26 protein-coding genes and 4 pseudogenes are annotated in these 19,866 nt (G+C 70.3%); 7 read left to right on the forward strand and 23 right to left on the reverse strand.

Going from position 1 to position 19,866, the window contains the following annotated elements; translation table 11 throughout:
• Nucleotides 1-51: 51 nt before the first annotated feature.
• The 5 genes and pseudogenes from L2X98_RS01975 to L2X98_RS01995 all read right to left on the reverse strand — a co-directional run bounded on the left by L2X98_RS01975 (nt 52) and on the right by L2X98_RS01995 (nt 2,324).
• Nucleotides 52-429 (reverse strand): GNAT family N-acetyltransferase, encoded by a 378-nt coding sequence (locus tag L2X98_RS01975; RefSeq protein WP_259612156.1) that lies wholly within the window; start codon nt 427-429, stop codon nt 52-54.
• Between the two features lie 132 nt (nt 430-561).
• Nucleotides 562-1,023 carry a GNAT family N-acetyltransferase gene (locus L2X98_RS01980; protein WP_259612157.1) on the reverse strand — a complete coding sequence of 154 codons (462 nt, stop codon included), beginning with the start codon at nt 1,021-1,023 and terminating at the stop codon, nt 562-564.
• Entirely contained in the window at nt 1,020-1,112 is a 93-nt protein-coding gene (locus L2X98_RS01985) for a zinc finger domain-containing protein (protein ID WP_259612158.1), read from the reverse strand. Before L2X98_RS01985 ends, L2X98_RS01980 begins: the two co-directional genes overlap by 4 nt.
• 146 nt (nt 1,113-1,258) lie before the next feature.
• Nucleotides 1,259-1,846: pseudogene (locus L2X98_RS01990) on the reverse strand (DNA-formamidopyrimidine glycosylase family protein); the annotation flags it as partial.
• 43 nt (nt 1,847-1,889) lie between these two features.
• Complete coding sequence (locus tag L2X98_RS01995) at nt 1,890-2,324, reverse strand: pyridoxamine 5'-phosphate oxidase family protein (protein ID WP_259612159.1); 435 nt, start codon at nt 2,322-2,324, stop codon at nt 1,890-1,892.
• A gap of 651 nt (nt 2,325-2,975) precedes the next feature.
• Between L2X98_RS01995 and L2X98_RS02000 the strand changes: the two genes are divergently transcribed.
• Nucleotides 2,976-3,182 carry a DUF1932 domain-containing protein gene (locus L2X98_RS02000; protein ID WP_259612160.1) on the forward strand — a complete coding sequence of 69 codons (207 nt, stop codon included), beginning with the start codon at nt 2,976-2,978 and terminating at the stop codon, nt 3,180-3,182.
• Here the strand turns inward: L2X98_RS02000 and L2X98_RS02005 are convergent.
• On the reverse strand, nt 3,164-3,709 hold the full coding sequence (locus L2X98_RS02005) for an alpha/beta fold hydrolase (RefSeq protein ID WP_259612161.1): 546 nt from the start codon (nt 3,707-3,709) through the stop codon (nt 3,164-3,166). The two genes, L2X98_RS02000 and L2X98_RS02005, sit on opposite strands and share 19 nt — an antisense overlap.
• Nucleotides 3,710-3,957: 248 nt before the next feature.
• Here L2X98_RS02005 and L2X98_RS02010 point away from each other — a divergent pair, with 248 nt between their 5' ends.
• Nucleotides 3,958-4,308 (forward strand): LysR family transcriptional regulator, encoded by a 351-nt coding sequence (locus tag L2X98_RS02010; RefSeq protein WP_259612162.1) that lies wholly within the window; start codon nt 3,958-3,960, stop codon nt 4,306-4,308.
• Between the two features lie 44 nt (nt 4,309-4,352).
• A complete protein-coding gene (locus L2X98_RS02015) occupies nt 4,353-5,303 on the forward strand; it encodes an NADP-dependent oxidoreductase (RefSeq protein WP_259612163.1) in 951 nt (316 codons plus the stop codon).
• 30 nt (nt 5,304-5,333) lie between these two features.
• Here the strand turns inward: L2X98_RS02015 and L2X98_RS02020 are convergent, their stop codons facing one another.
• The 9 genes from L2X98_RS02020 to L2X98_RS02055 all read right to left on the reverse strand — a co-directional run bounded on the left by L2X98_RS02020 (nt 5,334) and on the right by L2X98_RS02055 (nt 10,590).
• Nucleotides 5,334-5,693: a TfoX/Sxy family protein gene (locus tag L2X98_RS02020; protein ID WP_259612164.1), complete on the reverse strand. Its 360-nt coding sequence runs from the start codon at nt 5,691-5,693 to the stop codon at nt 5,334-5,336.
• Between the two features lie 14 nt (nt 5,694-5,707).
• Nucleotides 5,708-6,214 carry an SRPBCC family protein gene (locus L2X98_RS02025; RefSeq protein ID WP_259612165.1) on the reverse strand — a complete coding sequence of 169 codons (507 nt, stop codon included), beginning with the start codon at nt 6,212-6,214 and terminating at the stop codon, nt 5,708-5,710.
• On the reverse strand, nt 6,207-6,542 hold the full coding sequence (locus tag L2X98_RS02030; RefSeq protein ID WP_259612166.1) for an ArsR/SmtB family transcription factor: 336 nt from the start codon (nt 6,540-6,542) through the stop codon (nt 6,207-6,209). Before L2X98_RS02030 ends, L2X98_RS02025 begins: the two co-directional genes overlap by 8 nt.
• A 188-nt stretch (nt 6,543-6,730) precedes the next feature.
• A complete protein-coding gene (locus L2X98_RS02035; protein WP_259612167.1) occupies nt 6,731-7,564 on the reverse strand; it encodes a hypothetical protein in 834 nt (277 codons plus the stop codon).
• 41 nt (nt 7,565-7,605) lie between these two features.
• Nucleotides 7,606-8,085: an NUDIX domain-containing protein gene (locus L2X98_RS19775; RefSeq protein WP_354002887.1), complete on the reverse strand. Its 480-nt coding sequence runs from the start codon at nt 8,083-8,085 to the stop codon at nt 7,606-7,608.
• Entirely contained in the window at nt 8,082-8,402 is a 321-nt protein-coding gene (locus L2X98_RS02040) for a HigA family addiction module antitoxin (RefSeq protein ID WP_033106187.1), read from the reverse strand. Before L2X98_RS02040 ends, L2X98_RS19775 begins: the two co-directional genes overlap by 4 nt.
• Entirely contained in the window at nt 8,377-8,658 is a 282-nt protein-coding gene (locus tag L2X98_RS02045; protein WP_084595474.1) for a type II toxin-antitoxin system RelE/ParE family toxin, read from the reverse strand. Before L2X98_RS02045 ends, L2X98_RS02040 begins: the two co-directional genes overlap by 26 nt.
• A gap of 33 nt (nt 8,659-8,691) precedes the next feature.
• Complete coding sequence (gene ychF / locus L2X98_RS02050; protein WP_259612168.1) at nt 8,692-9,765, reverse strand: redox-regulated ATPase YchF; 1,074 nt, start codon at nt 9,763-9,765, stop codon at nt 8,692-8,694.
• Nucleotides 9,766-9,840: 75 nt separating this feature from the next.
• On the reverse strand, nt 9,841-10,590 hold the full coding sequence (locus L2X98_RS02055) for a class I SAM-dependent methyltransferase (protein ID WP_259612169.1): 750 nt from the start codon (nt 10,588-10,590) through the stop codon (nt 9,841-9,843).
• Between the two features lie 138 nt (nt 10,591-10,728).
• Here L2X98_RS02055 and L2X98_RS02060 point away from each other — a divergent pair, with 138 nt between their 5' ends.
• The gene (locus tag L2X98_RS02060; protein WP_259612170.1) at nt 10,729-11,334 is read left to right on the forward strand and encodes an exonuclease domain-containing protein; all 606 of its coding nucleotides are present in this window, start codon (nt 10,729-10,731) and stop codon (nt 11,332-11,334) included.
• 46 nt (nt 11,335-11,380) lie between these two features.
• Nucleotides 11,381-12,664, forward strand: a complete 1,284-nt coding sequence (locus L2X98_RS02065; RefSeq protein ID WP_354002888.1) for a DNA recombination protein RmuC — start codon at nt 11,381-11,383, stop codon at nt 12,662-12,664.
• On the opposite strand, the gene L2X98_RS02070 is transcribed toward L2X98_RS02065, so the two are convergent.
• Both L2X98_RS02070 and glpX read right to left on the reverse strand, forming a co-directional pair.
• The gene (locus L2X98_RS02070) at nt 12,645-12,887 is read right to left on the reverse strand and encodes a UDP-N-acetylmuramyl pentapeptide phosphotransferase (protein ID WP_259612171.1); all 243 of its coding nucleotides are present in this window, start codon (nt 12,885-12,887) and stop codon (nt 12,645-12,647) included. The two genes, L2X98_RS02065 and L2X98_RS02070, sit on opposite strands and share 20 nt — an antisense overlap.
• 170 nt (nt 12,888-13,057) lie before the next feature.
• Nucleotides 13,058-14,082, reverse strand: a pseudogene (glpX, locus tag L2X98_RS02075) (class II fructose-bisphosphatase).
• Nucleotides 14,083-14,275: 193 nt separating this feature from the next.
• Between glpX and fbaA the strand changes: the two are divergent.
• Nucleotides 14,276-15,301, forward strand: a pseudogene (gene fbaA / locus L2X98_RS02080) (class II fructose-bisphosphate aldolase).
• A gap of 10 nt (nt 15,302-15,311) precedes the next feature.
• On the opposite strand, the gene L2X98_RS02085 reads toward fbaA, so the two are convergent.
• The 4 genes from L2X98_RS02085 to L2X98_RS02100 are packed head-to-tail and all read right to left on the reverse strand — an operon-like array spanning nt 15,312 to nt 17,382.
• Nucleotides 15,312-15,530 (reverse strand): COG4315 family predicted lipoprotein, encoded by a 219-nt coding sequence (locus tag L2X98_RS02085; RefSeq protein WP_259612172.1) that lies wholly within the window; start codon nt 15,528-15,530, stop codon nt 15,312-15,314.
• Nucleotides 15,527-15,769, reverse strand: coding sequence for a hypothetical protein (locus tag L2X98_RS02090; protein WP_259612173.1), 243 nt, complete (start codon nt 15,767-15,769; stop codon nt 15,527-15,529). The genes L2X98_RS02085 and L2X98_RS02090 overlap by 4 nt, the downstream gene beginning before the upstream one ends.
• 21 nt (nt 15,770-15,790) lie before the next feature.
• Nucleotides 15,791-16,363, reverse strand: coding sequence for a DUF6264 family protein (locus L2X98_RS02095; RefSeq protein ID WP_259612174.1), 573 nt, complete (start codon nt 16,361-16,363; stop codon nt 15,791-15,793).
• Nucleotides 16,360-17,382 carry a 4-hydroxy-3-methylbut-2-enyl diphosphate reductase gene (locus tag L2X98_RS02100; RefSeq protein ID WP_435526267.1) on the reverse strand — a complete coding sequence of 341 codons (1,023 nt, stop codon included), beginning with the start codon at nt 17,380-17,382 and terminating at the stop codon, nt 16,360-16,362. The genes L2X98_RS02095 and L2X98_RS02100 overlap by 4 nt, the downstream gene beginning before the upstream one ends.
• Before the next feature lie 113 nt (nt 17,383-17,495).
• On the opposite strand from L2X98_RS02100, the pseudogene xseA reads away from it, so the two are divergent.
• Nucleotides 17,496-18,790: pseudogene (gene xseA, locus L2X98_RS19780) on the forward strand (exodeoxyribonuclease VII large subunit).
• 6 nt (nt 18,791-18,796) lie between these two features.
• On the opposite strand, the gene L2X98_RS02115 reads toward xseA, so the two are convergent.
• Together L2X98_RS02115 and L2X98_RS02120 are read right to left on the reverse strand one after the other, a co-directional pair.
• On the reverse strand, nt 18,797-19,297 hold the full coding sequence (locus L2X98_RS02115) for a COG4315 family predicted lipoprotein (RefSeq protein WP_259612175.1): 501 nt from the start codon (nt 19,295-19,297) through the stop codon (nt 18,797-18,799).
• 46 nt (nt 19,298-19,343) lie between these two features.
• A complete protein-coding gene (locus L2X98_RS02120; protein WP_259612176.1) occupies nt 19,344-19,739 on the reverse strand; it encodes a hypothetical protein in 396 nt (131 codons plus the stop codon).
• Nucleotides 19,740-19,866: the final 127 nt, after the last annotated feature.

The raw sequence follows: 19,866 nt of genomic DNA on the forward strand, positions 1-19,866 counted from the left end.
TCCGGGGCACCGCACGGACGCCCGCTGGCCCACCCACGCTACTCCCCGCGTCTATTCCGCGCCTTCGCGCCGGCACCGCACGAACGGCCGTCCGGCCGGCCCGTCGCGGTGACCGTTGGCTGCCACCCAGTCCCGGTCGCGGTAGAACCTCTTCGCCCTGTCGTTGCCGTCCCACACCTCCAGCTCGGCCGGCCCGCCGGCCAGCTGGGCGACGAACTCGTCGTGCAGGCGGCTCCCGATCCCCTCGCCGAAGGCCTCGGGCAGCACGTAGAGGGCGGTCAGCTCCCAGCATCCGCGCTCGTCCGGGCCGGCGGAGAGGAAGCCGACGATGAGGCCGTCCCGCTCGGCCACCCGCGCGAAGCGGGCGGGGTCGGGCAGGCATCCTCCGCCACATCGGCTGCCGATCGAGGTCGTCGCCGACCAGCGCATCGCCGTAATACGCCCTCCGCGACAGCGTGTGCACTCGTGCGACCTCGGGCGCGTCGTCCGCGACGGCCGTGCGCAGTGTGATGTGGTCCATGGTCGGTCGAGTCTACGGGTGCACCCGCACGGGCGCGCCGGTCACGAATCCAGTCGAAGCTCCAGCTGCGGAAGGAACCGCCCCGGTATCGACCCGCTGGGCACCCGGCCGATCCGTCGTGCCCCAGCGTGCCGGTAGAACGGCTCGGCCCCGGGATCCGCGTCGATCACGAGCCGCGTCATGCCGCGCCCTCGGGCGAGCTCGATCGCGCACATCAACAGCGCCCCGCCGACGCCCGTCCCGATCCGGGGCGGGTCGACGAACAGCGCACTCAGTTCGCCCTCTTGCCCCAGGCCGCGGACGACCGCGAATCCGATCAGTTCGGTATCGCCACGGGCAACGATCACGTCGCCCGACCTGCAATCGTCTTCGGTGTACGTCAACTCGTCCCGACATGCCTCCAGGAACGCCTCATCGTATCCCCAGTGGGCCTTCGATCTGAGTGCCAGCGCCGAGATCTCGGCCGCCTCGCCGTGCCGAGGTGCCCCGATCCGCACACTCACGTCAGACTCCCGCCCCCGGTCTGGCAGTCCGGACAGTACTGCGCACTCGCTCCGCCGAACGTGAAGTCGCGGATCGTCCCGCCGCACACCGGGCACGGCTGCCCGCGCGTCCATGCACCTCCATCGCGTCGATCTTGGCCTGTTTCAGCCGGTCGATCGGGATGCCGCGGCGAGCGGATGCGGCATCCCGCAGCACGTCGCGCATGGCCTCGTACAGGCGCTCGAGTTCGGCGTCATCCAGGTCCGAGCCGTGCACGACCGGCGACAGGCGGGCCCGGTGCAGGATCTCGTCCGAATAGGCGTTGCCGATGCCGGCGAACGACTCCTGCTCCTGCAGGATCGCCTTCAGCTGCTTGCGACGGCCCGCGACCGCATGATCGACGCGGTCGCGCGAGAACGTGGGGTCGAGCGGATCCGGCCCGAGCTTGGCGATCGCCGGCACCGCGTCGGGCGCGTCCACCAGCCACACGCCCAGTGAGACCCAGGAGCCGGCGTCGGTCAGGGCGAGAGTGCCGTCGTCGATGGTGAGCACCACGAGCGCCGGCGCCTGCGTGTCATCGTCGGCCCCGCCGCCGGCCTCCGTCCAGCGCATCCACCCGTGTCGGCCCAGCGAGACGACCGCGTGACCGGTGTCGAGCGCGATGTCGACGTACTTGCCGATCCGCCCCACGCCGCGGATGCCGGTGCCCACGAGGTCTGACAGGGGTCGGTCGCGCGTCTTCATCGCACGGAATTCGACGAGGTCCACGGCCTGGATGCGGCATCCGCTCAGGCGCCCGTCGAGCGTCTCGGCGAGCGCCTGGACCTCGGGCGACTCCGGCATGTCGCCATCCTGCCACGAGGCGCCGACACGGTGGATGCCGCGGTCAAGCCGCCGGGAAGCCGGACTGCTCCGTCACCAGCGACGGCTCCTGCCGCGCGTCGTACCGACGCAGCCACGCGGGGACCACCCGCACCACCGCGAGCTGATCGTCCAGCACGCGCGACCCGGGGAACCGGTCGAGGTAGGCCCGCCCATACTCGTCCCGCTCGGATGCCGACAGCACGTCCGCTCGGCCTTCGACCTGGACGCAGACATCCTCTCCCTCCCGCCCGATCACGATCGCGACCCGGGGCTGCGTGCGGAGGTTCACGATCTTGCGCGCATCGGCGAACGAGTCGAAGACGAGTTCGCCGTCGTCGGTGACGGCCAGACCCACCAGTGCCGCCTCGGGGTGGCCCTGCGCGTCGACCGTGGCCACGACTCCTCGGCCGGCCGCCTGCACGAATGCGACCCACTCGCCGCGCGTCATCGCGTCCATCGCCTCACCTCCAGCGCGAGGCTACTACGCCGCGGGCGCGCACCCTCGCGGGCATCGGTGGATCATGGAGGCATGGCACGCATCGTGATCCTCCACCCGGGCGCCATGGGCGCCGCCGTCGGCAGTGCCCTGCGCGAGGCGGGGCACGAGGTGGGGTGGCTGGCAGAGGGTCGAAGCCCTGCGACCCGCGCCCGCGCAGAGTCGGCGGGTCTGCGAGCCGTGGGCGAGCTGTGCGGATGCCGACGCGGTGATATCGCTCGTGCCGCCTGCGGCCGCCGTATCGACGGCGCGGGGCGTCGCCGGATTCACCGGGCTGTACCTGGATGCGAACGCGACGAGCCCGCAGCGTTCGGCCGAGGTGGCCGAGGTCATGCGATCCGGTGGTGCGACGCACGTCGACGGGAGCATCGTCGGTCCGCCGCCGACGGATGCCGGGACCACCCGCCTGTTCGTGTCGGGTGCGGCTGCGGCGCAGGCCGCCGAGCTGTTCGTCGCCAGCACGCTCGAGCCGGTGGTCCTGGCCGCCGGCGACTACAGCGCGTCCGCGCTGAAGATGGCGTATGCATCGTGGAGCAAGATCAGCGCCGCCCTCGTGCTGTCGGCCGACCGGACCGCCCAGGCCTACGGGGTCGCCGAGGAGCTGCATGCCGAGTGGCGGCGGTCGAGCCCGATCTGGAGGGGCGTCTGGACCGCGCCCGCGCGAGCGCGGCTTCCAAGGGCTGGCGCTGGGTCGACGAGATGGCGCAGATCGCCGCAACGTTCGCCGCGGCGGGCGAGCCCGCGCCCTTCGGCGAGGGTGCGGCCACCGTCTACGGCCGCTACCCGCGGCCCGGATCCGCTCAGTCCCAGTCCAGGTAGTCCTCGATCGCCCATGCGGTCGGGCCGGCGTGGGTGTCGGGGAACAGATGCCCGCCGCCCTCGACGCCCACCACGCTCACCCGGTCGGGGGCCGAGTCCAGGAGTGCCTGGCCGTTCGCGGCCGGTGTGATCCGGTCGTCGCTGCCCTGGATGACCAGCACCGGAACGCCCGGCGGCAGCGAGGTCCACTCGGCGGGCGGCGTCGCCGCCTGCGCGGCCCGCTGCAGCGGCTCGACTTCGGCGTCACGCGCGTGATGCAGACCCTCCGATGCGTCGGCGGCAGCGGCATCCCCCGTCTCCACGCCGAGCAGGAGCACCCCGTTGACGCGGTCGGTGTGATCCAGAGCGACGGTGCGCGCCACGGACCCGCCGAACGCGTGTCCGCCGACCCAGGCATGATCGAGGCCGAGGTGGTCCATCACGTCGATGACGTCCTGTGCGAGATCGTGCATCGACACGGCGCCGGACTCGGATGTCGGCCGTCGCGACCCGATCCGCACCACGCGGTGGTCGGCCTCGGTGAGCATGTGCGCGAGCGTGCCGAGATAGGCGATGTTGCAAGCCGCGATCCGGGATCAGCACCACGGCGGGGCCGTTCCCCTCGTTCAGGTAAGGGATCGCGCGGCCATCGGGCTCGAAGCCCTCGGTCTGCGGCATGTGTTCGTCCTCTCCGTCGACGTCCTCGCTGCTACCAGTGAACCGGAACTCGCGCGCAATCCGAAACCGGACCCTGGGGCGGCCCGCCCATGTGCGATGCTCGAGGAGGAGGTGCGCCGTGGACATCACGCTGCTCCGACGGTTCGTCGCCGTCGTGGATGCGGGCAACCACGTTCCGCGCGCCGCCGCCGCGCTCGACGTCCCGCTGCCCGCGCTGTACTCGTCGATCGAGAAGCTCGAGGACGAGATCGGGCATCCCCTCTTCACCCGCGCGAAGGCGGGCTGGACGCTCACGCCTGCCGGCATCCTTCTGCTCGAAGAGGCGAGCCACCGGATCGCGTCCGCACCCGCCGCGCCCGCGAAACCCGCCGCACCGGCCGGCGGCAAGGCGAAGGCCGCCAAGGGCAAGGGCCGCGCACCGGTCGTGAAGGGACAGCCGAAGCCGTACAAGAAGCGCCAGGGGCGGTAGCGGCCGGCTTGCCGTCGGGGGCGGGACGGGGCATCGTGAAGAGCATGAGCATGAGTCCCACGATGCAGGCCGCCATCCAGCACTCCCTCGGCGGACCCGAGGTCCTCGAACTCGCCTCGGTCCCGCGCCCCGAGCCGCGGATCAACGAGATCCTCGTGCGGGTGCGCGCCGCGGGACTGAACCCCACCGATTGGAAGCACCGCGCCAACGGCGGATTCCTCGGCGATCCGCCCTTCATCCTCGGCTGGGATGTCGCGGGTGTGGTGGAGGCCGTCGGCATCGGCGTCGCGCGCTTCCAGCCCGGCGACGAGGTGATGGGGATGCTGTCGTACCCCTTCGGCCACGGCTCGCACGCCGAGTATGTAGCCGCGCCCGCGCGGGTCTTCACGAAGAAGCCCGCCGAGCTCGACCGCCTCCAGGCGGCCGCCCTTCCCCTCGTCTCGCTCACCGCCTGGCAGGCGCTCGTCGAGTACGCCGACCTGCGGGCCGGACAGCGGGTGCTCGTGCACGCGGCCGCCGGCGGCGTGGGGCACGTCGCCGTCCAGATCGCCAAGGCGCGCGGCGCATACGTGATCGGCACCGCCAGCGAGCCCAAGCACGACTTCCTGCGCAGCCTCGGCGTCGACCAGCCGATCGACTACCGCAGCCAGGACTTCGTCGAGGCGGCCGAAGACGTGGATGTCGTCCTCGATCCCCTCGGCGGCGACACCTCGCTCCGCTCCCTGCACACACTCCGCCCCGGCGGTGTCGTCGTCTCCATCGTGCCCCGGGGCGCCGACGACTTCTACCGCGAGGCGGAGCGGCTCGGCGTGCGGGCGATCCGGATGCTGGTCGATTCCTCCCGCGCCGACCTGGGCGCGATCGCCGAGCTCGCCGCCCACGGACGGCTGCAGGCCACGATCGCCGAGACGTTCCCCCTCGCCCGCATCGCCGACGCGCATCGCCTCGGCGAGACGGGTCGGACCGCCGGCAAGATCGTCATCACGATGGAGTAGCCCGCTGCCGTCTGCGCTCGCGCAGCTGCCCTAAGGCGTGCTCATGCCGGTCCAGCCGGTCATGGCCCGGTTGCAGTCCATCGCGATCCCGATCCAGAACGACAACTGTTCGTCGTCGCTGACCGCGTCGGCCGCGACTTCGATCCATCCCGGTCCCATATCGCGACCCGGTCCCATCTGGGCCTGCACGGCCCCCGGTTCGCCCAGAAGCTCGTCGTGCCGGCCAGCGTCGACCCGCACGAGAAGGCCACCGTCCTTCCGAACGCTGACGATCATCTTCTCGCTCACCATCAGCGATCTGCCGCCGAACATAGAGACCTCCCGCACCACTGGTTCCTCAGCGATGAGGCCACGGACGCGTTCGACGAGGACGGTCTGCTCGGGAGTCACGACCTGCCCCCGGTTCAGGCCTGCTCGGGCGGGCCGTAGGAGAGTCGATCGAAGATCAGCACACTCTCGGTGATCTTCGCGTCCTCGACGGTTGGGGGCGGCTGCCAGTCGTCCTGCCCGGCCTCTCCGCCGGCTCCGACGATGGCGAGACGGGGCAGGAAGTTCGCCCACCCGTCGGCATGACCGCGCACCTCGGTGCTCGGCAGATCGCTATGGCGCAGATCGACTCTGGTGCCGCCACCGATCGGCGTGAGGCGGAACTCAACCGTCGATGCGCCCGCCGGCAGTTCCTCGCTTCCTGCGAAGCCCCAACTGATCACCACGCGGCTCGGGGGCTCGACATGCAGGTACTTGCCCCGCACGGGATGGCCGGCTATGTCGACGGCGAATGCGCCGCCGGGCGTCGGGTCGAGATCGGCGTACTGGCCCATCCAGGCGGTTATTCCGTCGTTGGTGGTCAGGTACTCGAACACCGTTTCCGGCGGAGCCGCAATGTCGATGGAGTCTCGGAACTCAGCCATGAGAATTCGCCTGCCTCGACTCGATGACGGTCTTGAGTTCGGCCAGCTTTCCTGGCCAGAAGTCATCCAAGTACGAGCGCACCGCTGCCAGCCCATTGGTGTCGACTGCGAACAGATGACGAGTGCCCTTGCGGGTGCTGACCGCGAGCCCCGCCTTGCGGAGCACCCCGAGATGGTGCGAAGTCGTCTGCTGCGAGAGCCCGACGGCATCCGCGATCGTCCCCACCGGCTGCCGAGCGGAACGGATCACCCGCAGGATCGCGCGCCGGTTGCCATCTGCCAGCGCGCGCAAGGCCAGATCGAGGTCAGCTGCCGCTTCAGCACCCATTGTGAACCTCCTAGCTGCTGGCTTGCACGCTACCACAAGTAGCCACTTGTACTCATACTCGTTGGTAGATGGATGGTCCCGAGCACGATCGCCTAACCAGCGATCCTCCCAGCCGAAATCAAACTGATCCGGAGGGCAACCGCTTCTGCATCATTGATGCCGAGGGATGGAGCGGCTTCACACGTCGATCAGGAGAAGAGCTGGCGAAGCGCCTCGAGGTCGCCGGAATCGACCACCTTCTGGACGGCGTCGATGGTCTCCCGGTTCACGAACATGCCCTTGAGCGTGTCGTTCCAAATCGCGCGCACGGCGTCCACGTCACCGGTGTCCACCGCTCTGCCCGCGGACTCGATGGCTTGCTGATACGGAATCTGCTGGAACCCAGCAGGCGCGTCATCAGGGCTGTAGTACGGCACCCAGGGAGTGTCGGGGTCGGGGGTGAGCCAGAGCACCTGCCCCGGATAAATCACGCGTACGTGGTTCATCGAGCCGAGGGCTGGGTACGCGCAGAGCCGTTCACCGATCACGGCCTCGACGTCGCCAGGCTCAACGGTATAGGTCAAGGGAGTGCCGTCCTCATCGACTGTCACCTTGCCCCGCGCGAACTCGCGTGCGCCGAGATCTCGGAGAGTCCCCTGCCGCTCCCAATACAGGCCCCCGCGGTAGCTGTAGACCTCCGACATGCTGGAGCAGGTTTCCGAGTCGGTCGATTGCGGCGTCGGCGTAGTCTCGGTAACCGGCTTGGTGACAGCCGTGGGAGCAGGTGCATTGGACGCGTCAGCCGCGTGCGGTGTCGTGGCGGCGGTGCACCCAGCGAGCACGAGAGCGGCCAGCCCGAGAGCGGCGATGGCACTGGAGAGCTTGACGGTAGACATCACGCCATGTTTGCAGACCAACGCCAGTGCCTCGACACGGGCCGCCGGGATCGGCCTTGCGAGCACGTCGCCCACGCGGCGATTGACGCTGTCAGGCGAATGCTTGCGCCCCGCGTCGTCGCGTTTCGTCTCGCTTCGCTCGCTCAACGACCGGGGCAGGTCACACGTTGAAGCGGAACTCCACCGGGTTACGTCACCGTTAGCGGTCTCACCGAACTTCCGGGACGATCTCCCCGAGCCGCGCACCAAACCCGGCACACAGCACGTGGCCCTGATCGAGAGGAACCCAGTAGCACGTCCACGGCTTGCGCAACACCACCATCCGACGGGGCTTCCTCACCAGCACCCCACCGCTCAGGTGGATCATCCAGGTCCACCAGCGCCAGTTGGAAGAAATGCCGCTCGTGCACTTCCGATTTGGAGGGCCACACGTCGTAGCGCTCGATACCCAGTGCGCTGACAACTCGAACGGCGCACCCCGTCTCCTCGAAGACCTCGCGCACGACGGCGGCCTCAGGAGACTCATCCGGCTCGATCGTGCCGGCAGGCACCTGAACACCGGTCACGTCGAGAGACACATCGTCGTGCGTGAACACAAGCAGCCGCCCCTCATGCACGACGTAGCCGACGACCTTCCGGACGACTCGACGCTCTGGCCCGCTGCTCACGCGGCCTTCAGCGGCGTGATCGCGGTGACCTTGTCACTCAGCGCCCGACGTTCAATCCGCAGCTCGTAACTCGTCTGCAGGTTCATCCAGAACTCCTCCGAGGTGCCGAAGTAGCGTGCCAGGCGGATCGCGGTATCCGCGGTGATGCCGCGCTTACCATGCACGATCTCATTGATGCGCCGCGGCGGCACTCCAATCGACACGGCCAGCTTGTTCTGCGTGATCCCGAAGCCCTCGATGAAGTCCTCCATCAGGATCTCCCCCGGGTGGATGGGCTCGATCAGGTCAGCCTCAGTGATAATCGACGAGTTCGACATCTTCCGCTCCTCCATCTCTCCAGACGAAACAGATACGCCATTGCGAGTTCACCCGGATGCTGTGCTGCCCGCGCCGGTCACCGACCAACCGCTCCAACCGATTGCCCGGCGGGATCCGAAGGTCCTCAACATCCTTGGCCGCGTGAATCAACTCAAGCTTGCGCAACGTCGCTCGCTGCACCAGCCGGTCAACACCCTTGACGTACCGTTCATGCCAGATGCGCTCGGTCTCTTTGCTCCCGAACGATCTGATCACACGGTTAGTGTATAACGAAGAGCGTCATTAACGCTAGACGTTAAACCGGAACTCCACCACGTCGCCGTCCTGCATGACGTAGTCCTTGCCCTCCAGCCGCGCCTTGCCGTGCGCGCGGGCCTCCACGACCGAGCCGAGCTCGATCAGGTCGTCGAACGAGATGACCTCGGCCTTGATGAAGCCCTTCTCGAAGTCGGTGTGGATGACGCCGGCCGCCTGCGGTGCCTTCCAGCCCTTGCCGATCGTCCAGGCGCGCGCCTCCTTCGGCCCCGCGGTGAGATAGGTCTGCAAGCCCAGCGTGTCGAAGCCGATCCGCGCCAGCTGGTCCAGGCCTGACTCCGTCTGCCCGGTCGAGGCGAGCAGCTCCGCGGCGTCCTCCGGGTCGAGGTCGATCAGCTCGGACTCGATCTTCGCGTCCAGGAACACGGCATGCGCCGGGGCGACCAGCGCCTCCAGCTCGGCCAGGCGCGCAGCATCCGTCAGGACGGCCTCGTCCACGTTGAACACGAAGATGAACGGCTTCGCGGTCAGCAGCCCCAGTTCGCGGATCGGCTCGAGGTCCACACCGGATGCCGACAGCAGCACGCCGCGCTCGAGGGCGTCTTTGGCGGCCAGCGCGGCGTCGAGCACTGCCTTGTCGAGTCGGCGGCCCTTGACCTCCTTCTCGTACCGCGGCAGGGCCTTCTCCAGCGTCTGCAGGTCGGCGAGCATGAGCTCGGCGTTGATGGTCTCCAGGTCGCCCTGCGGGTTCACATCGCCCTCGACGTGCACCACGTCGGCGTCGGCGAAACCGCGCACCACCTGGGCGATCGCGTCGGCCTCGCGGATGTTCGCGAGGAACTGGTTGCCCAGCCCCTCTCCCTCGCTCGCGCCGCGGACGATGCCGGCGATGTCGACGAACGACACGGTCGCCGACACGATCCGCTCACTGCCGAACACCTCGGCGAGCTGGTTCAGGCGCCGGTCGGGCAGGCTGACCACCCCGATGTTCGGCTCGATCGTGGCGAACGGATAGTTCGCCGCCAGCACCTGATTCTTGGTCAGGGCGTTGAACAGGGTGGACTTGCCGACATTGGGCAGTCCGACGATTCCGATGGTGAGGGCCACGGGCATCCACTCTACCGGGGCGGGATGCCGCGGCCCGGCCGCCGTCCGAGCGCGGACGCGACCCCGGTGGGTGCGTCAGGGACGCCGCGAACGGAACGCCTTCGTCTGGTACGGCAGGTCGATCACGGCGCCGTCGACGGCGCCGATCCGGTCGAACAGCGCCTCCAGCTCGCGATCGATGCGCTCGCGTTCGCCCGACGCGGCGGTGATGATGTAGCTGCGCGAGTGGACCATGTCGCCGAGCGTCGCCCGGGTCATCGGGCGCTTCCAGGACCACGTCCTCTCCTCCGCCTCCCCCAGCGGCGACGCGATGGTCGGCCCACCGGCGGCGAGCATCGCCTCGGCGGCGCTGCCGTGCATGATCGCACTCATCTCGGCCACCCATGCAGTGCTCTCGTCACGGACGTTCCAGATCAGGCCCAGCACGCCGCCGGGACGCAGGACCCGGCCGGCCTCGGTGCTGGCCGCGGTCGGATCGACCCAGTGCCACGCCTGGCCGAACACGACCGCGTCCAGACCGGCATCCGGCAGCGGGAGCGCCTCGCCGGTGCCGACGAACGTGGGCACCCCCGGCACCGACTGCCGCAGTCGCTCCAGCATCTCGGCATCCGGGTCGATCGCGACCACCTCGGCGTCGGCCTCCACGAGCGGCCGGGTGAGCTTGCCGGTGCCCGCTCCGACATCGGCGACGCGCGGGCGGCGGGCGTCGGCGCGGACGGGCTCCAGCAGCCACTCCACCGCCTCGGCGGGATACTCCGGGCGACCCGTGTCGTAGGCGTCCGCGGCCGCCCCGAACGAGCGGGACATCTCTTCACGTGTGGCCATGCCTGAAGCCTATGATGTGGCAACAGCAGGCGGAATCCGCTGCCGACGCACCCATTCGGCCGAGATCGACGGTTTCAGCCTGCTGTTGCGACGGCGCGCCTCGCCGCCGGGCGGCCGCACCCGGGCGAGAGTGGAGCCGTGCCCCTGGATTTCACCGCGATCGACTTCGAGACCGCGAATTCCAGCAGTGCCTCCGCCTGCGCGGTCGGGCTCGCCCGGGTGCGCGGCGGCCGGATCGTCGCCCGCGCCGGCTGGCTCATCCGCCCGCCGGCCGGTCACGATCGGTTCTTCGAGGTGAACATCGGCATCCACGGCATCCGGCCCCACGACGTGGCCGACGCCAAGGGCTGGAGCGAGCAGCTGGGCGACATCGCCGCCTTCGCCGGCGCCGACGTGCTGGTGGCGCACAATGCCGGCTTCGACATGACGGTGATCCGTCGCGCGTGCGAGGCCACCGGCGACCCCGTCCCGCCGTACCGCTACCTGTGCAGTCTGCAGCTGGCGCGCAAGGCGTTCGACCTGCCGTCCTATCGGCTGCCGCTGGTGGCCGCCGAGGCGGGCTTCGCCGACTTCCCGCACCACGACGCCACCGCGGATGCGGTCGCCTGCGCGCACATCGTGATCGAGGCCGCCCGGCGCGCCGGTGCCGCCGACATCGACGACCTCGCCGGGATGCACGCGGTCCGTGTGCAGACGATCGGCCCGCTCGCACAGCATCCCGAACCGGTCTTCGCCGTCGCCTGACGCGCGCCGCCGCGGCGATGTCGGCGGTGGCAGCCATGATGGCCACATGGATGCACTGCCTCTGCTGCTGGCGATCGGATGTCTCGCCCTGGGCCTGATCGTGGGCTGGGCGCTGCGCGGCGCCCGGGCCGCCGCCGACGGGTCCACCCTGGCCGCCCGCGCCGCCACTGCCGAGGCGGCCGCCGCCGGCCTGCGCGATCAGGTCGAGCAGGCAGCGCCGGCTGTACCAGGAGCTGGCCGGCCAGACGCGGGCCGATCACGCCGCGCGCGAGGAGCGCGAGCGCCGCGAACAGGCGGTGCTGCGGGCGCTGGCGCCGGTGCAGGATGCTCTGACCACCATGCAGCGCAAGGTGGAGGATCTGGAGCACGACCGGCACCAGCAGTACGGCTCGCTCGCCGAGCAAGCTTGCGCCGCACGAACGAGACCGAGGAGTCGCTGCGGGCGACCACCGAGTCGCTCGCGGGCGCTCTGCGATCGGGCAGCACCCGCGGCGTCTGGGGTGAGACGCAGCTGCGCCGTGTCGTGGAGGCGGCCGGGCTCACCCGGTACGTCGATTTCGAGACGCAGACCTCGATCTCGTCGGATGCCGGGGCCGGCCGTCCCGACATGGTCATCCGCCTTCCCGGCGAGAAGTCGCTGGCAGTGGATGCCAAGGTGCCGCTGGACGCGTATCTGGACGCCAGCGCGATCCCGCTGACCGCCCAGGGCGACGAGCTCGCGCGCCGTCGCAGCCTCATCGACAAGCATGTGAAGGCCGTGCGCTCCCACGTGGACGCCCTGGCCAAGAAGGCCTACTGGGCGGGTCTGGACTCCAGCCCCGAGTTCGTGATCTGCTTCATCCCGAGCGAGTCTCTCCTCGCCGCCGCCCTCGAAGCCGATCCCTCACTCCTGGACTACGCATTCGGCAAGCGCGTGGCTCTGGCCTCACCCGTGAACCTCTGGGCGGTGCTGAAGACCGTCGCCCTCACCTGGACGCAGCAGGATGTCTCGCAGGAGGCACGCCGCCTGTTCGACCTCGGCAACGAGCTGTACGGGCGGCTGTCGGCACTGGCCTCGCACGCCGACGACCTGCGCCGCGCGATCGAACGGACCGTCGACAGCTACAACCGCTTCGTCGGTTCTCTCGAGTCACGCGTCCTGGTCACCGCGCGCCGCTTCCCGGGGATCGACCAGACCAAGCTGGACGCCCTGGCCGAGCCCGCCGTCATCGAGGCCACCACCCGACGCCTGACCGCCCCCGAACTGCTTGAGACCGCCGATGACGCACCGTTGTCGGCGGATGTGGGCGAGATCCGGTCTCGCCTGGAGGCTACTGGCCGCCCGGAATGAAGCTGAGCAGGGCGATCACACCGGCCGAGACCGCGACGAACGCGCCGATCATCCACCAGGCCGAGACCTGCTCACCCTCTTCGTGCCGCACGCGGAACAGCACATCCGGGCGACGCGCCGGATCGACTTCTTCCTTGGGATGCGAGCCGGTGCGGGCCAACGCGTCTGCGACCACGGCGTGAGCGCCCGTGCGCGGCTGGGTGTCGCCGACGTGTCCTGACATGTCCGTCTCCTCCGCGGCCGAGGATTCCGACCCGGATCACGGGTCCCGTTCACAGCCGGCACGATTCTGCCACGCATGTCTGGGAAACAGACGCATTTCGCGCCTCGTGCAACCCGATCGTCACATTGGCAACAGGAGTAACAGCAGTCACACGCGGCCGGCGGGACCGCTCACAGCCACTTGGAGACGAGGTGCTCCGACGAGATCCGCCGCAGCGTGCCGGAGGCCCCGCGCAGCACGACGCTCTCGGTGTAGACGAAGCCGCCCTCTCGTCGCACGCCGGCGACGAGCTCGCCGTTGGTGACCCCGGTGGCCACGAAGATGGTGTTGCTGCCGTGCACGAGGTCGTCGGCCTCGTAGACATGCCCGTCGAGCTTCAGCCCGGCATCGATCCCGCGCTGCTTCTCATCGTCGTCGCGCGGCCACAGACGCCCCTGGATGTGGCCTCCGAGCGCCTTGATCGCGCACGCCGTGACGATTCCCTCCGGGCTTGCCGCCGACGCCCACGCACATGTCGGTGCGCGCGCCGTGGCGGGCCGCGTTGATGCCCCCGGCGACGTCGCCGTCGCTCATCAGCCGGGTGCCGGCGCCCGCCTCGCGGATCTCGTCGATGAGCTTCTCGTGCCGGGGCCGGTGCGAGCACCGAGACCACCAGTTCGTCGATCGGCTTGTCGAGGGCCTTCGCCAGTCGCCGGATGTTCTCGCCGATGGGCAGGCGGATGTCGACGACGCCCACGCCGGCCGGGCCGGTCACCAGCTTGTCCATGTAGAACACGCTGGACGCGTCCAGCATGGTGCCGTGGTCTGAGACCGCGATCACCGACAGCGCGTTGTTGCGCCCTGCTGCCGTGAGCGAGGTGCCGTCGATGGGATCGACGGCCACATCGCACTGCGGCCCGGTGCCGTTGCCCACCCGCTCGCCGTTGAACAGCATCGGGGCGTTGTCCTTCTCACCCTCGCCGATGACGATGGTGCCGTCGAAGCTCACGGTGGTCAGGAAGGCGCGCATCGCGTCCACGGCGGCGCCGTCGGCGGCCTCCTTCTTGCCTCGTCCGATGAACGGGACGGCACGGATCGAGGCGGCCTCGGTGGCGCGCACCAGTTCGAGCGCCATATTGCGGTCCGGCCGCAGCGGTGCGCCCGACCCGCCGCTCGTGGCCGAGGGGGTGTTCATGTCCGCCGTAAGACTCACCATGCCGTCACGATATCGCCGGACGGCGAGGATTCGTCCCGGTTCCCGCCGCCACCCCCAGAAGGAAACCTGATTCTTTCCCCGGTGTCATCTCCGGTGACTCTGCCGGCCTCGCCACCTCCGCGGAGGCGCCGGACCGCGCTTCGCTAGAGTTGAGGACGGTTCCCTGTCCCGACCATCCCAAGGAGCACACGCCATGCCCGTCGCAACGCCTGAACAGTACGCCGAGATGCTCGATCGCGCGAAGGCCGGCGGATTCGCCTACCCGGCGATCAACGTGTCCAGCTCGCAGACCATCAATGCGGTCCTGCAGGGCCTGACCGAGGCGGGATCGGACGGCATCATCCAGGTGACCACCGGCGGCGCCGACTATTTCGCCGGGCAGTCCGTGAAGGCACGCGCGACCGGGGCGCTCGCCTTCGCGCGCTTCGCGACCGAGGTCGCCAAGAACTACCCGATCACGGTGGCGCTGCACACCGACCACTGCCCGAAGCCCGCGCTCGAGGACTTCGTCCTGCCGCTGATCGCCGCCTCCGAGGAGGAGGTGAGGGCCGGACGCAACCCGATCTTCCAGTCCCACATGTGGGACGGCTCGGCCGTCCCCTCGATGAGAACATCGAGATCGCCCGCGACCTGCTCCCCCGGCTGAAGAACATCAACGCCATCCTCGAGGTCGAGATCGGCGTGGTCGGCGGCGAGGAGGACGGCGTCAAGCACGAGGGCACCAACGACGCGCTGTACACCACGGTCGGCGACGTCACCAAGGCCGTCGAGGCCCTCGGCCTCGGCGACGCCGGCCGCTGGATCGCCGCGCTCACCTTCGGCAACGTGCACGGCGTGTACAAGCCGGGCAACGTGAAGCTTGCGCCGAGCTGCTGGGCGAGATCCAGTCCGGCATCGCCGAGCGGTTCGGCACCGGACCCAAGCCGCTGGAGCTGGTCTTCCACGGGGCAGCGGGTCCAGTGACGAGGAGATCGCGACCGCCGTCGCCAACGGCGTGGTGAAGATGAACATCGACACCGACACGCAGTACGCGTTCACCCGCTCGGTCGCCGGCTACATGCTCGAGAACTACGAGGGCGTGCTGAAGGTCGACGGCGAGGTCGGCAACAAGAAGCAGTACGATCCGCGTGCATGGGGCAAGGTCGCCGAGTCGGCGATGGCCGCGCGCGTGGTGGCGGCGACCCGCCAGCTCGGATCGCACGGCCAGAGCCGGTCGTAACCGAGAAGGGTCACCGGCCGATGTCGGTGACCTTCTGGCCGTCGGGGCTGAGGAGCCACCACACGCCGCCGATGCCCTGCCCCTTGATCGTGCCCGGCACGGTGTCGCCGTCGAAGTAGTACAGGGGCCATCCGTCCAGGGTCACCTGATGGTTCCCGTCGCCGGCCGAGATCTCGCCGATCCGGCCGGTGATGCCCTTCCCCTCCGGGGAGGTCGACGTGGTGGTCACCGCGGGCCAGGCCGCCTGGCACGACCCGGTGCAAGCCTGGTGTCGGTCCCCTTCTCATCCGCGTCGTACAGGTAGACCGCGCGACCATCGGCATCCACCACCACCGTCCCGGCGCCGGTGTCGGCGGTCTTCAGCACCACCGTGGGGCCGGGGTCGGCGGCGCAGGACGTCAGTGCCGTTCCCGCCGCGCCCAGGCACAGCGAGACGGCGATCACGGCGAGGACTCGGGAGATGCGCATGTGTCCAGTCTGCTCCCGCTGTCAGCGCGACGAGAGCAGGTACTCGAGGAAGGCGGGGTCGCTCATCAGCGGCACCGCCATGCACACCGACACCAGGATGTAGGTGATCGCCGCCCCCACCAGGGGTATCCACCATGCGATCCGGCCGCGTCGCAGCCGCCGCAGCGCGAGAGCCGCCGTCACCAGATAGCCGAGCACCAGCACGACCGCCGCCACGATCCCCCAGATCCGCGCCGCCGAGGTGTCGGTGAACGAGCCGGGGATGCCCATCAGCTTGTACGTCTGGTCGGCGACGGCGGCCAGGTCGAGAAACGAGAACACCGACAGGATCACGTTGATCACGCCGTAGCCGAGCAGGGCGAGCGTGACGATCCGGTCGACGGGGTGCGAGCTCGCCCGTCCCTCAGCACCCGGCCGTGCCGGTGCGGCCGCCGAGGCGGCCGGGCGCGTGGCCGGGCGGGTGGCCGGAGCGACCGCATCCGGCGACGGCTGGGCGTGAGCGTGCTCGGTCGGGTGCGCGATGTGGGCGCGCTGCTCCTCGGGGCTCGCGTACTCGCCGTACTGCGGACGCGGACGCGGATCGGGTGTCGTCATCGTCGGCCTCCCCGATGCGCCTCGGGCGCGGCATCCCTCACCTGGCGAGGCAGCGCGAACACGATGTCCTCCTCGGCGGTGCTCACCTGCGCGACATCCCGGTATCCGGCCGCGGCGAGGTCGTCGAGCACCTCGCGCACCAGCACCTCGGGGACGGATGCTCCGCTGGTGACGCCGATCGTGCCCACGCCGGTCAGCCACTCCTGCCGGATCTCGTCGGCGTAGTCGACCCGATGCGCGGCGGCGGCGCCGGCCTGGCGGGCGACCTCGACCAGCCGCACGCTGTTGGACGAGTTCACCGAGCCGACGACGATCACCAGGTCGGCGTCGCGTGCGACCTCCTTGATGGCCGTCTGCCGGTTCTGCGTCGCGTAGCAGATGTCGTCGGTGGGCGGATCGTGCAGCTCGGGGAACCGCGCACGCAGGCGGTTCACCGTCTCCATCGTCTCGTCCACCGACAGCGTCGTCTGCGAGAGCCAGACCAGGCGGGACGGGTCGCGCACCTGCACGGTGTCGGCCTCGTCCGGGGAGTTCACGACGGTGATCCGGTCGGGGGCCTCGCCGGCGGTGCCCTCGACCTCTTCATGGCCGGCGTGACCGATCAGGAGGATCTCGTAGTCGTCGCGGGCGAACCGCACGGCTTCACGATGCACCTTGGTCACCAGCGGGCAGGTCGCATCGATGGCCCGCAGTCCGCGCGCGGCCGCGGCATCCCGCACCGCCGGTGCGATCCCGTGCGCGCTGAAGACGATGTGCGCCCCCTCGGGCACGTCGTCGACCTCGTCGACGAAGACCGCGCCGGCCTGTTCCAGTTCGGTCACGACGTGTCGGTTGTGCACGATCTGCTTGCGCACGTACACCGGGGCGCCGTACTGCTCGAGCGCCTTCTCGACGGCCACCACGGCCCGGTCCACCCCCGCGCAGTACCCCCGCGGCGCGGCCAGCAGCACCCGCTTGTGTCCGTCCACCGGGATATCCTGGAGCGGTTCGCGCCGCGCGGCGGCCCGCGGCGCGGGGATCCGCGGCACGGGCAGGGAAACGGCAGGGGTGCTCACCCCACCGAGTCTACGGTCGTACCGCTGAGAGCCGCCCCCGATGCCGACCCGCGACCCGACGCGACGGAAGGACCTGCATGACCACGTTCCGCCCCGAGCCGGTCGCCGGGCAGGCGCCCCCGCCCGATTCGGTGCACCCGCGCGACTCGACCCGCGACGCACCGACCTCGGTGTCGCGCCTGAACGAGACGATCCACGGCTTCGTGGAGCGATGGGGCTCGGTGTGGATCGAGGGCGAGATCACCTCGTGGAACCTGCGCAACGGATCGGTCTACGGCCGGCTGAAGGACACCGGCGCGGACGCGACCCTCTCGTTCCGGCTCTGGTCCAGCGTGCGGGCGCGCCTGACCGACGAGCTGAAGGTCGGCGATCGGGTGGTGGCCGCGGTCAAGGCCGACTACTACGCCCGCGGCGGCGATTTCGCCTTCACGGTGTCGCAGATGCGGCACGCCGGGCTCGGCGATCAGCTGGAGCGCCTCGAGCGGCTGCGTGCGCAGCTGCGCGCCGAGGGGCTGTTCGATCCGGCGCGCAAGCGGCCGATCCCGTTCCTGCCGCATCGCATCGGCCTGATCACCGGCGAACGCAGCGACGCCGAGAAGGACGTGCACCGCAACGCCGAGCTGCGCTGGCCGCAGGTGCGCTTCCGGACGGTGCACGTCGCGGTCCAGGGCGAGCGGTGCGTGCCCGAGACGCTGCAGGCGCTGCAGGCGCTGGATGCCGACCCCGAGGTGGACGTGATCGTCATCGCCCGCGGAGGCGGCGACCCGCAGACGCTGCTCGGGTTCAGCGATGAGCGGCTTGCGGGCGGTGGCCGCGGCATCCACCCCCGTCGTCAGCGCGATCGGGCACGAGAACGACCACCCGCTGCTGGACGAGGTCGCCGATCTGCGCGCCTCCACGCCCACCGACGCCGCGAAGCGGGTCGTGCCGGATGTCGGCGAGCAGCGGGCGCTGGTGGCGCAGCTGCGCTCGCGGCTGACCACCCGGCTGACCACGCGCATCACGCACGACATCGCGCAAGCTCGAGGCAGCCGCGAGCCGTCCCGTGCTGCGCGATCCCGAGTCCCTGCTTCAGTCCCGCACCCAGGACGTCTGGATGCTCGGCACCCGCGGGCGCGATCTGGTCGACCGACGGGTGGATGCCGGGGCCCGGCGTCTGGCCGAGCTGCGCGCGTCGCTGCGTGCGCTCTCACCCGGCGCCACCCTGGCCCGCGGCTACGCCATCGCGCACCTCGGCGACGGGACGATCGTGCGCGACGCGAGTCAGGCCCCGGCTGCGACGCGGCTGACGGTCACGGTGGACCGCGGGTCGGTCACGGCCGTCTCCGAGGGCGAGGTGCCCGAGTCCGGCGCCGGCACCGCCGTCCCGTAGCCGGCGTCATCGTCCGATCGGCGTGCCGCCGGGGGTGAGTGCCCACCAGATTCCGCCGACCCCCTGACCGGCGACATCCCCGGGCGCGTGGTCGCCGGCGAACGTGTACAGCGGCCAGCCGTCCAGCGTCACCTGACGCTTCCCTCCGGGTGCCGAGATCGTCCCGACCGTGCCGGTCACCCCTTCGACCGCCGGCGTGGCCGAGGTCGTGGTCACCAGCGGCCAGTTGGTCAGGCACGTGCCGGTGCAGGCGCTCTTGGTCGTCCCCTTCGTGTCGCTGTCGAACATGTACACGGTCATGCCCGCGCCGTCCACGACGATCGCGCCCAGCGACGTGTCGCCGGTCGCGAGGGCGTCGCCGGTGTGCGCCGCGCTCGACGTGGTCTTCGCGCTGGGGGCGCCGTCGTCGTAGGGCCCGGATCCGCCTCCCGATCCGCCTCCCGCGCAGCCGGTCAGCACGAGCAGGAGCAGCAGTGCCGTGGATCCCACGGCGGTCTTGTGATGCATGGCGGTCCCTTCGTCACCGATGACACGAGATCCGCCGTGGATTCGTTCAGCCGGAACGGGCGGGAAGATCGCGCCGCATGAGCACGGCGCCGGCCGCCGAGCGGATCTCGATCGCGCGGATGCCGGAGACCGCCGTCGCAGTGCCCGCGCTGACCCGGGCCCGCGTGCCCGGCTCGGCCCGCCACGTCGACACGGTCGTGGCGTCTCCGGCGGCGTCGACCACGGCCAGCGCGTAGGTCCATCCGCCGACGGGGACGTTCCCGGCGTACCCGTCCGGATAGCGGCAGTCCATGTCGATCCGGGTCCCCCACGAGACGTCGGTGAGGCGGACCGTCGCCTGGAGCGGCACCCGTCCGACCTCTTCGAGCGCGAACGCCGCGGTCGGCGCGGTCATCGAGGCGATCGTGACCGGCACGGCGATCCCGCCCACCACCAGCACCACGGCCGCGGCCTGCCGCGATCCACCAGCTGCGGCGCCGGCGCCGCGTCCGTGCCTGCGCCATCGAGGCGAGTCCGGCCCGGACCGCCGCCTCCTCCCCGAGCGCATCATCGGTGAATTTGCCGGGTGC

The organism is Microbacterium elymi (assembly GCF_021582895.2).
Lineage (GTDB): Bacteria > Actinomycetota > Actinomycetes > Actinomycetales > Microbacteriaceae > Microbacterium > Microbacterium humicola.

Excerpts from the sequence above, each read along its gene's own strand:
- L2X98_RS02065 (WP_354002888.1), top strand. The coding sequence starts at position 11,381 with ATGGATGCACTGCCTCTGCTGCTGGCGATCGGATGTCTCGCCCTGGGC.
- L2X98_RS02090 (WP_259612173.1), bottom strand. The coding sequence starts at position 15,769 with ATGCGCATCTCCCGAGTCCTCGCCGTGATCGCCGTCTCGCTGTGCCTG.
- L2X98_RS02005 (WP_259612161.1), bottom strand. The coding sequence starts at position 3,709 with ATGCTCACCGAGGCCGACCACCGCGTGGTGCGGATCGGGTCGCGACGG.
- L2X98_RS02055 (WP_259612169.1), bottom strand. The coding sequence starts at position 10,590 with ATGGCCACACGTGAAGAGATGTCCCGCTCGTTCGGGGCGGCCGCGGAC.
- L2X98_RS02015 (WP_259612163.1), top strand. The coding sequence starts at position 4,353 with ATGAGCATGAGTCCCACGATGCAGGCCGCCATCCAGCACTCCCTCGGC.
- L2X98_RS02115 (WP_259612175.1), bottom strand. The coding sequence starts at position 19,297 with ATGCATCACAAGACCGCCGTGGGATCCACGGCACTGCTGCTCCTGCTC.
- L2X98_RS02040 (WP_033106187.1), bottom strand. The coding sequence starts at position 8,402 with ATGTCGAACTCGTCGATTATCACTGAGGCTGACCTGATCGAGCCCATC.
- L2X98_RS02030 (WP_259612166.1), bottom strand. The coding sequence starts at position 6,542 with ATGGGTGCTGAAGCGGCAGCTGACCTCGATCTGGCCTTGCGCGCGCTG.
- L2X98_RS02095 (WP_259612174.1), bottom strand. The coding sequence starts at position 16,363 with ATGACGACACCCGATCCGCGTCCGCGTCCGCAGTACGGCGAGTACGCG.
- L2X98_RS01995 (WP_259612159.1), bottom strand. The coding sequence starts at position 2,324 with ATGGACGCGATGACGCGCGGCGAGTGGGTCGCATTCGTGCAGGCGGCC.
- L2X98_RS02025 (WP_259612165.1), bottom strand. The coding sequence starts at position 6,214 with ATGGCTGAGTTCCGAGACTCCATCGACATTGCGGCTCCGCCGGAAACG.
- L2X98_RS01975 (WP_259612156.1), bottom strand. The coding sequence starts at position 429 with ATGCGCTGGTCGGCGACGACCTCGATCGGCAGCCGATGTGGCGGAGGA.
- L2X98_RS02070 (WP_259612171.1), bottom strand. The coding sequence starts at position 12,887 with ATGTCAGGACACGTCGGCGACACCCAGCCGCGCACGGGCGCTCACGCC.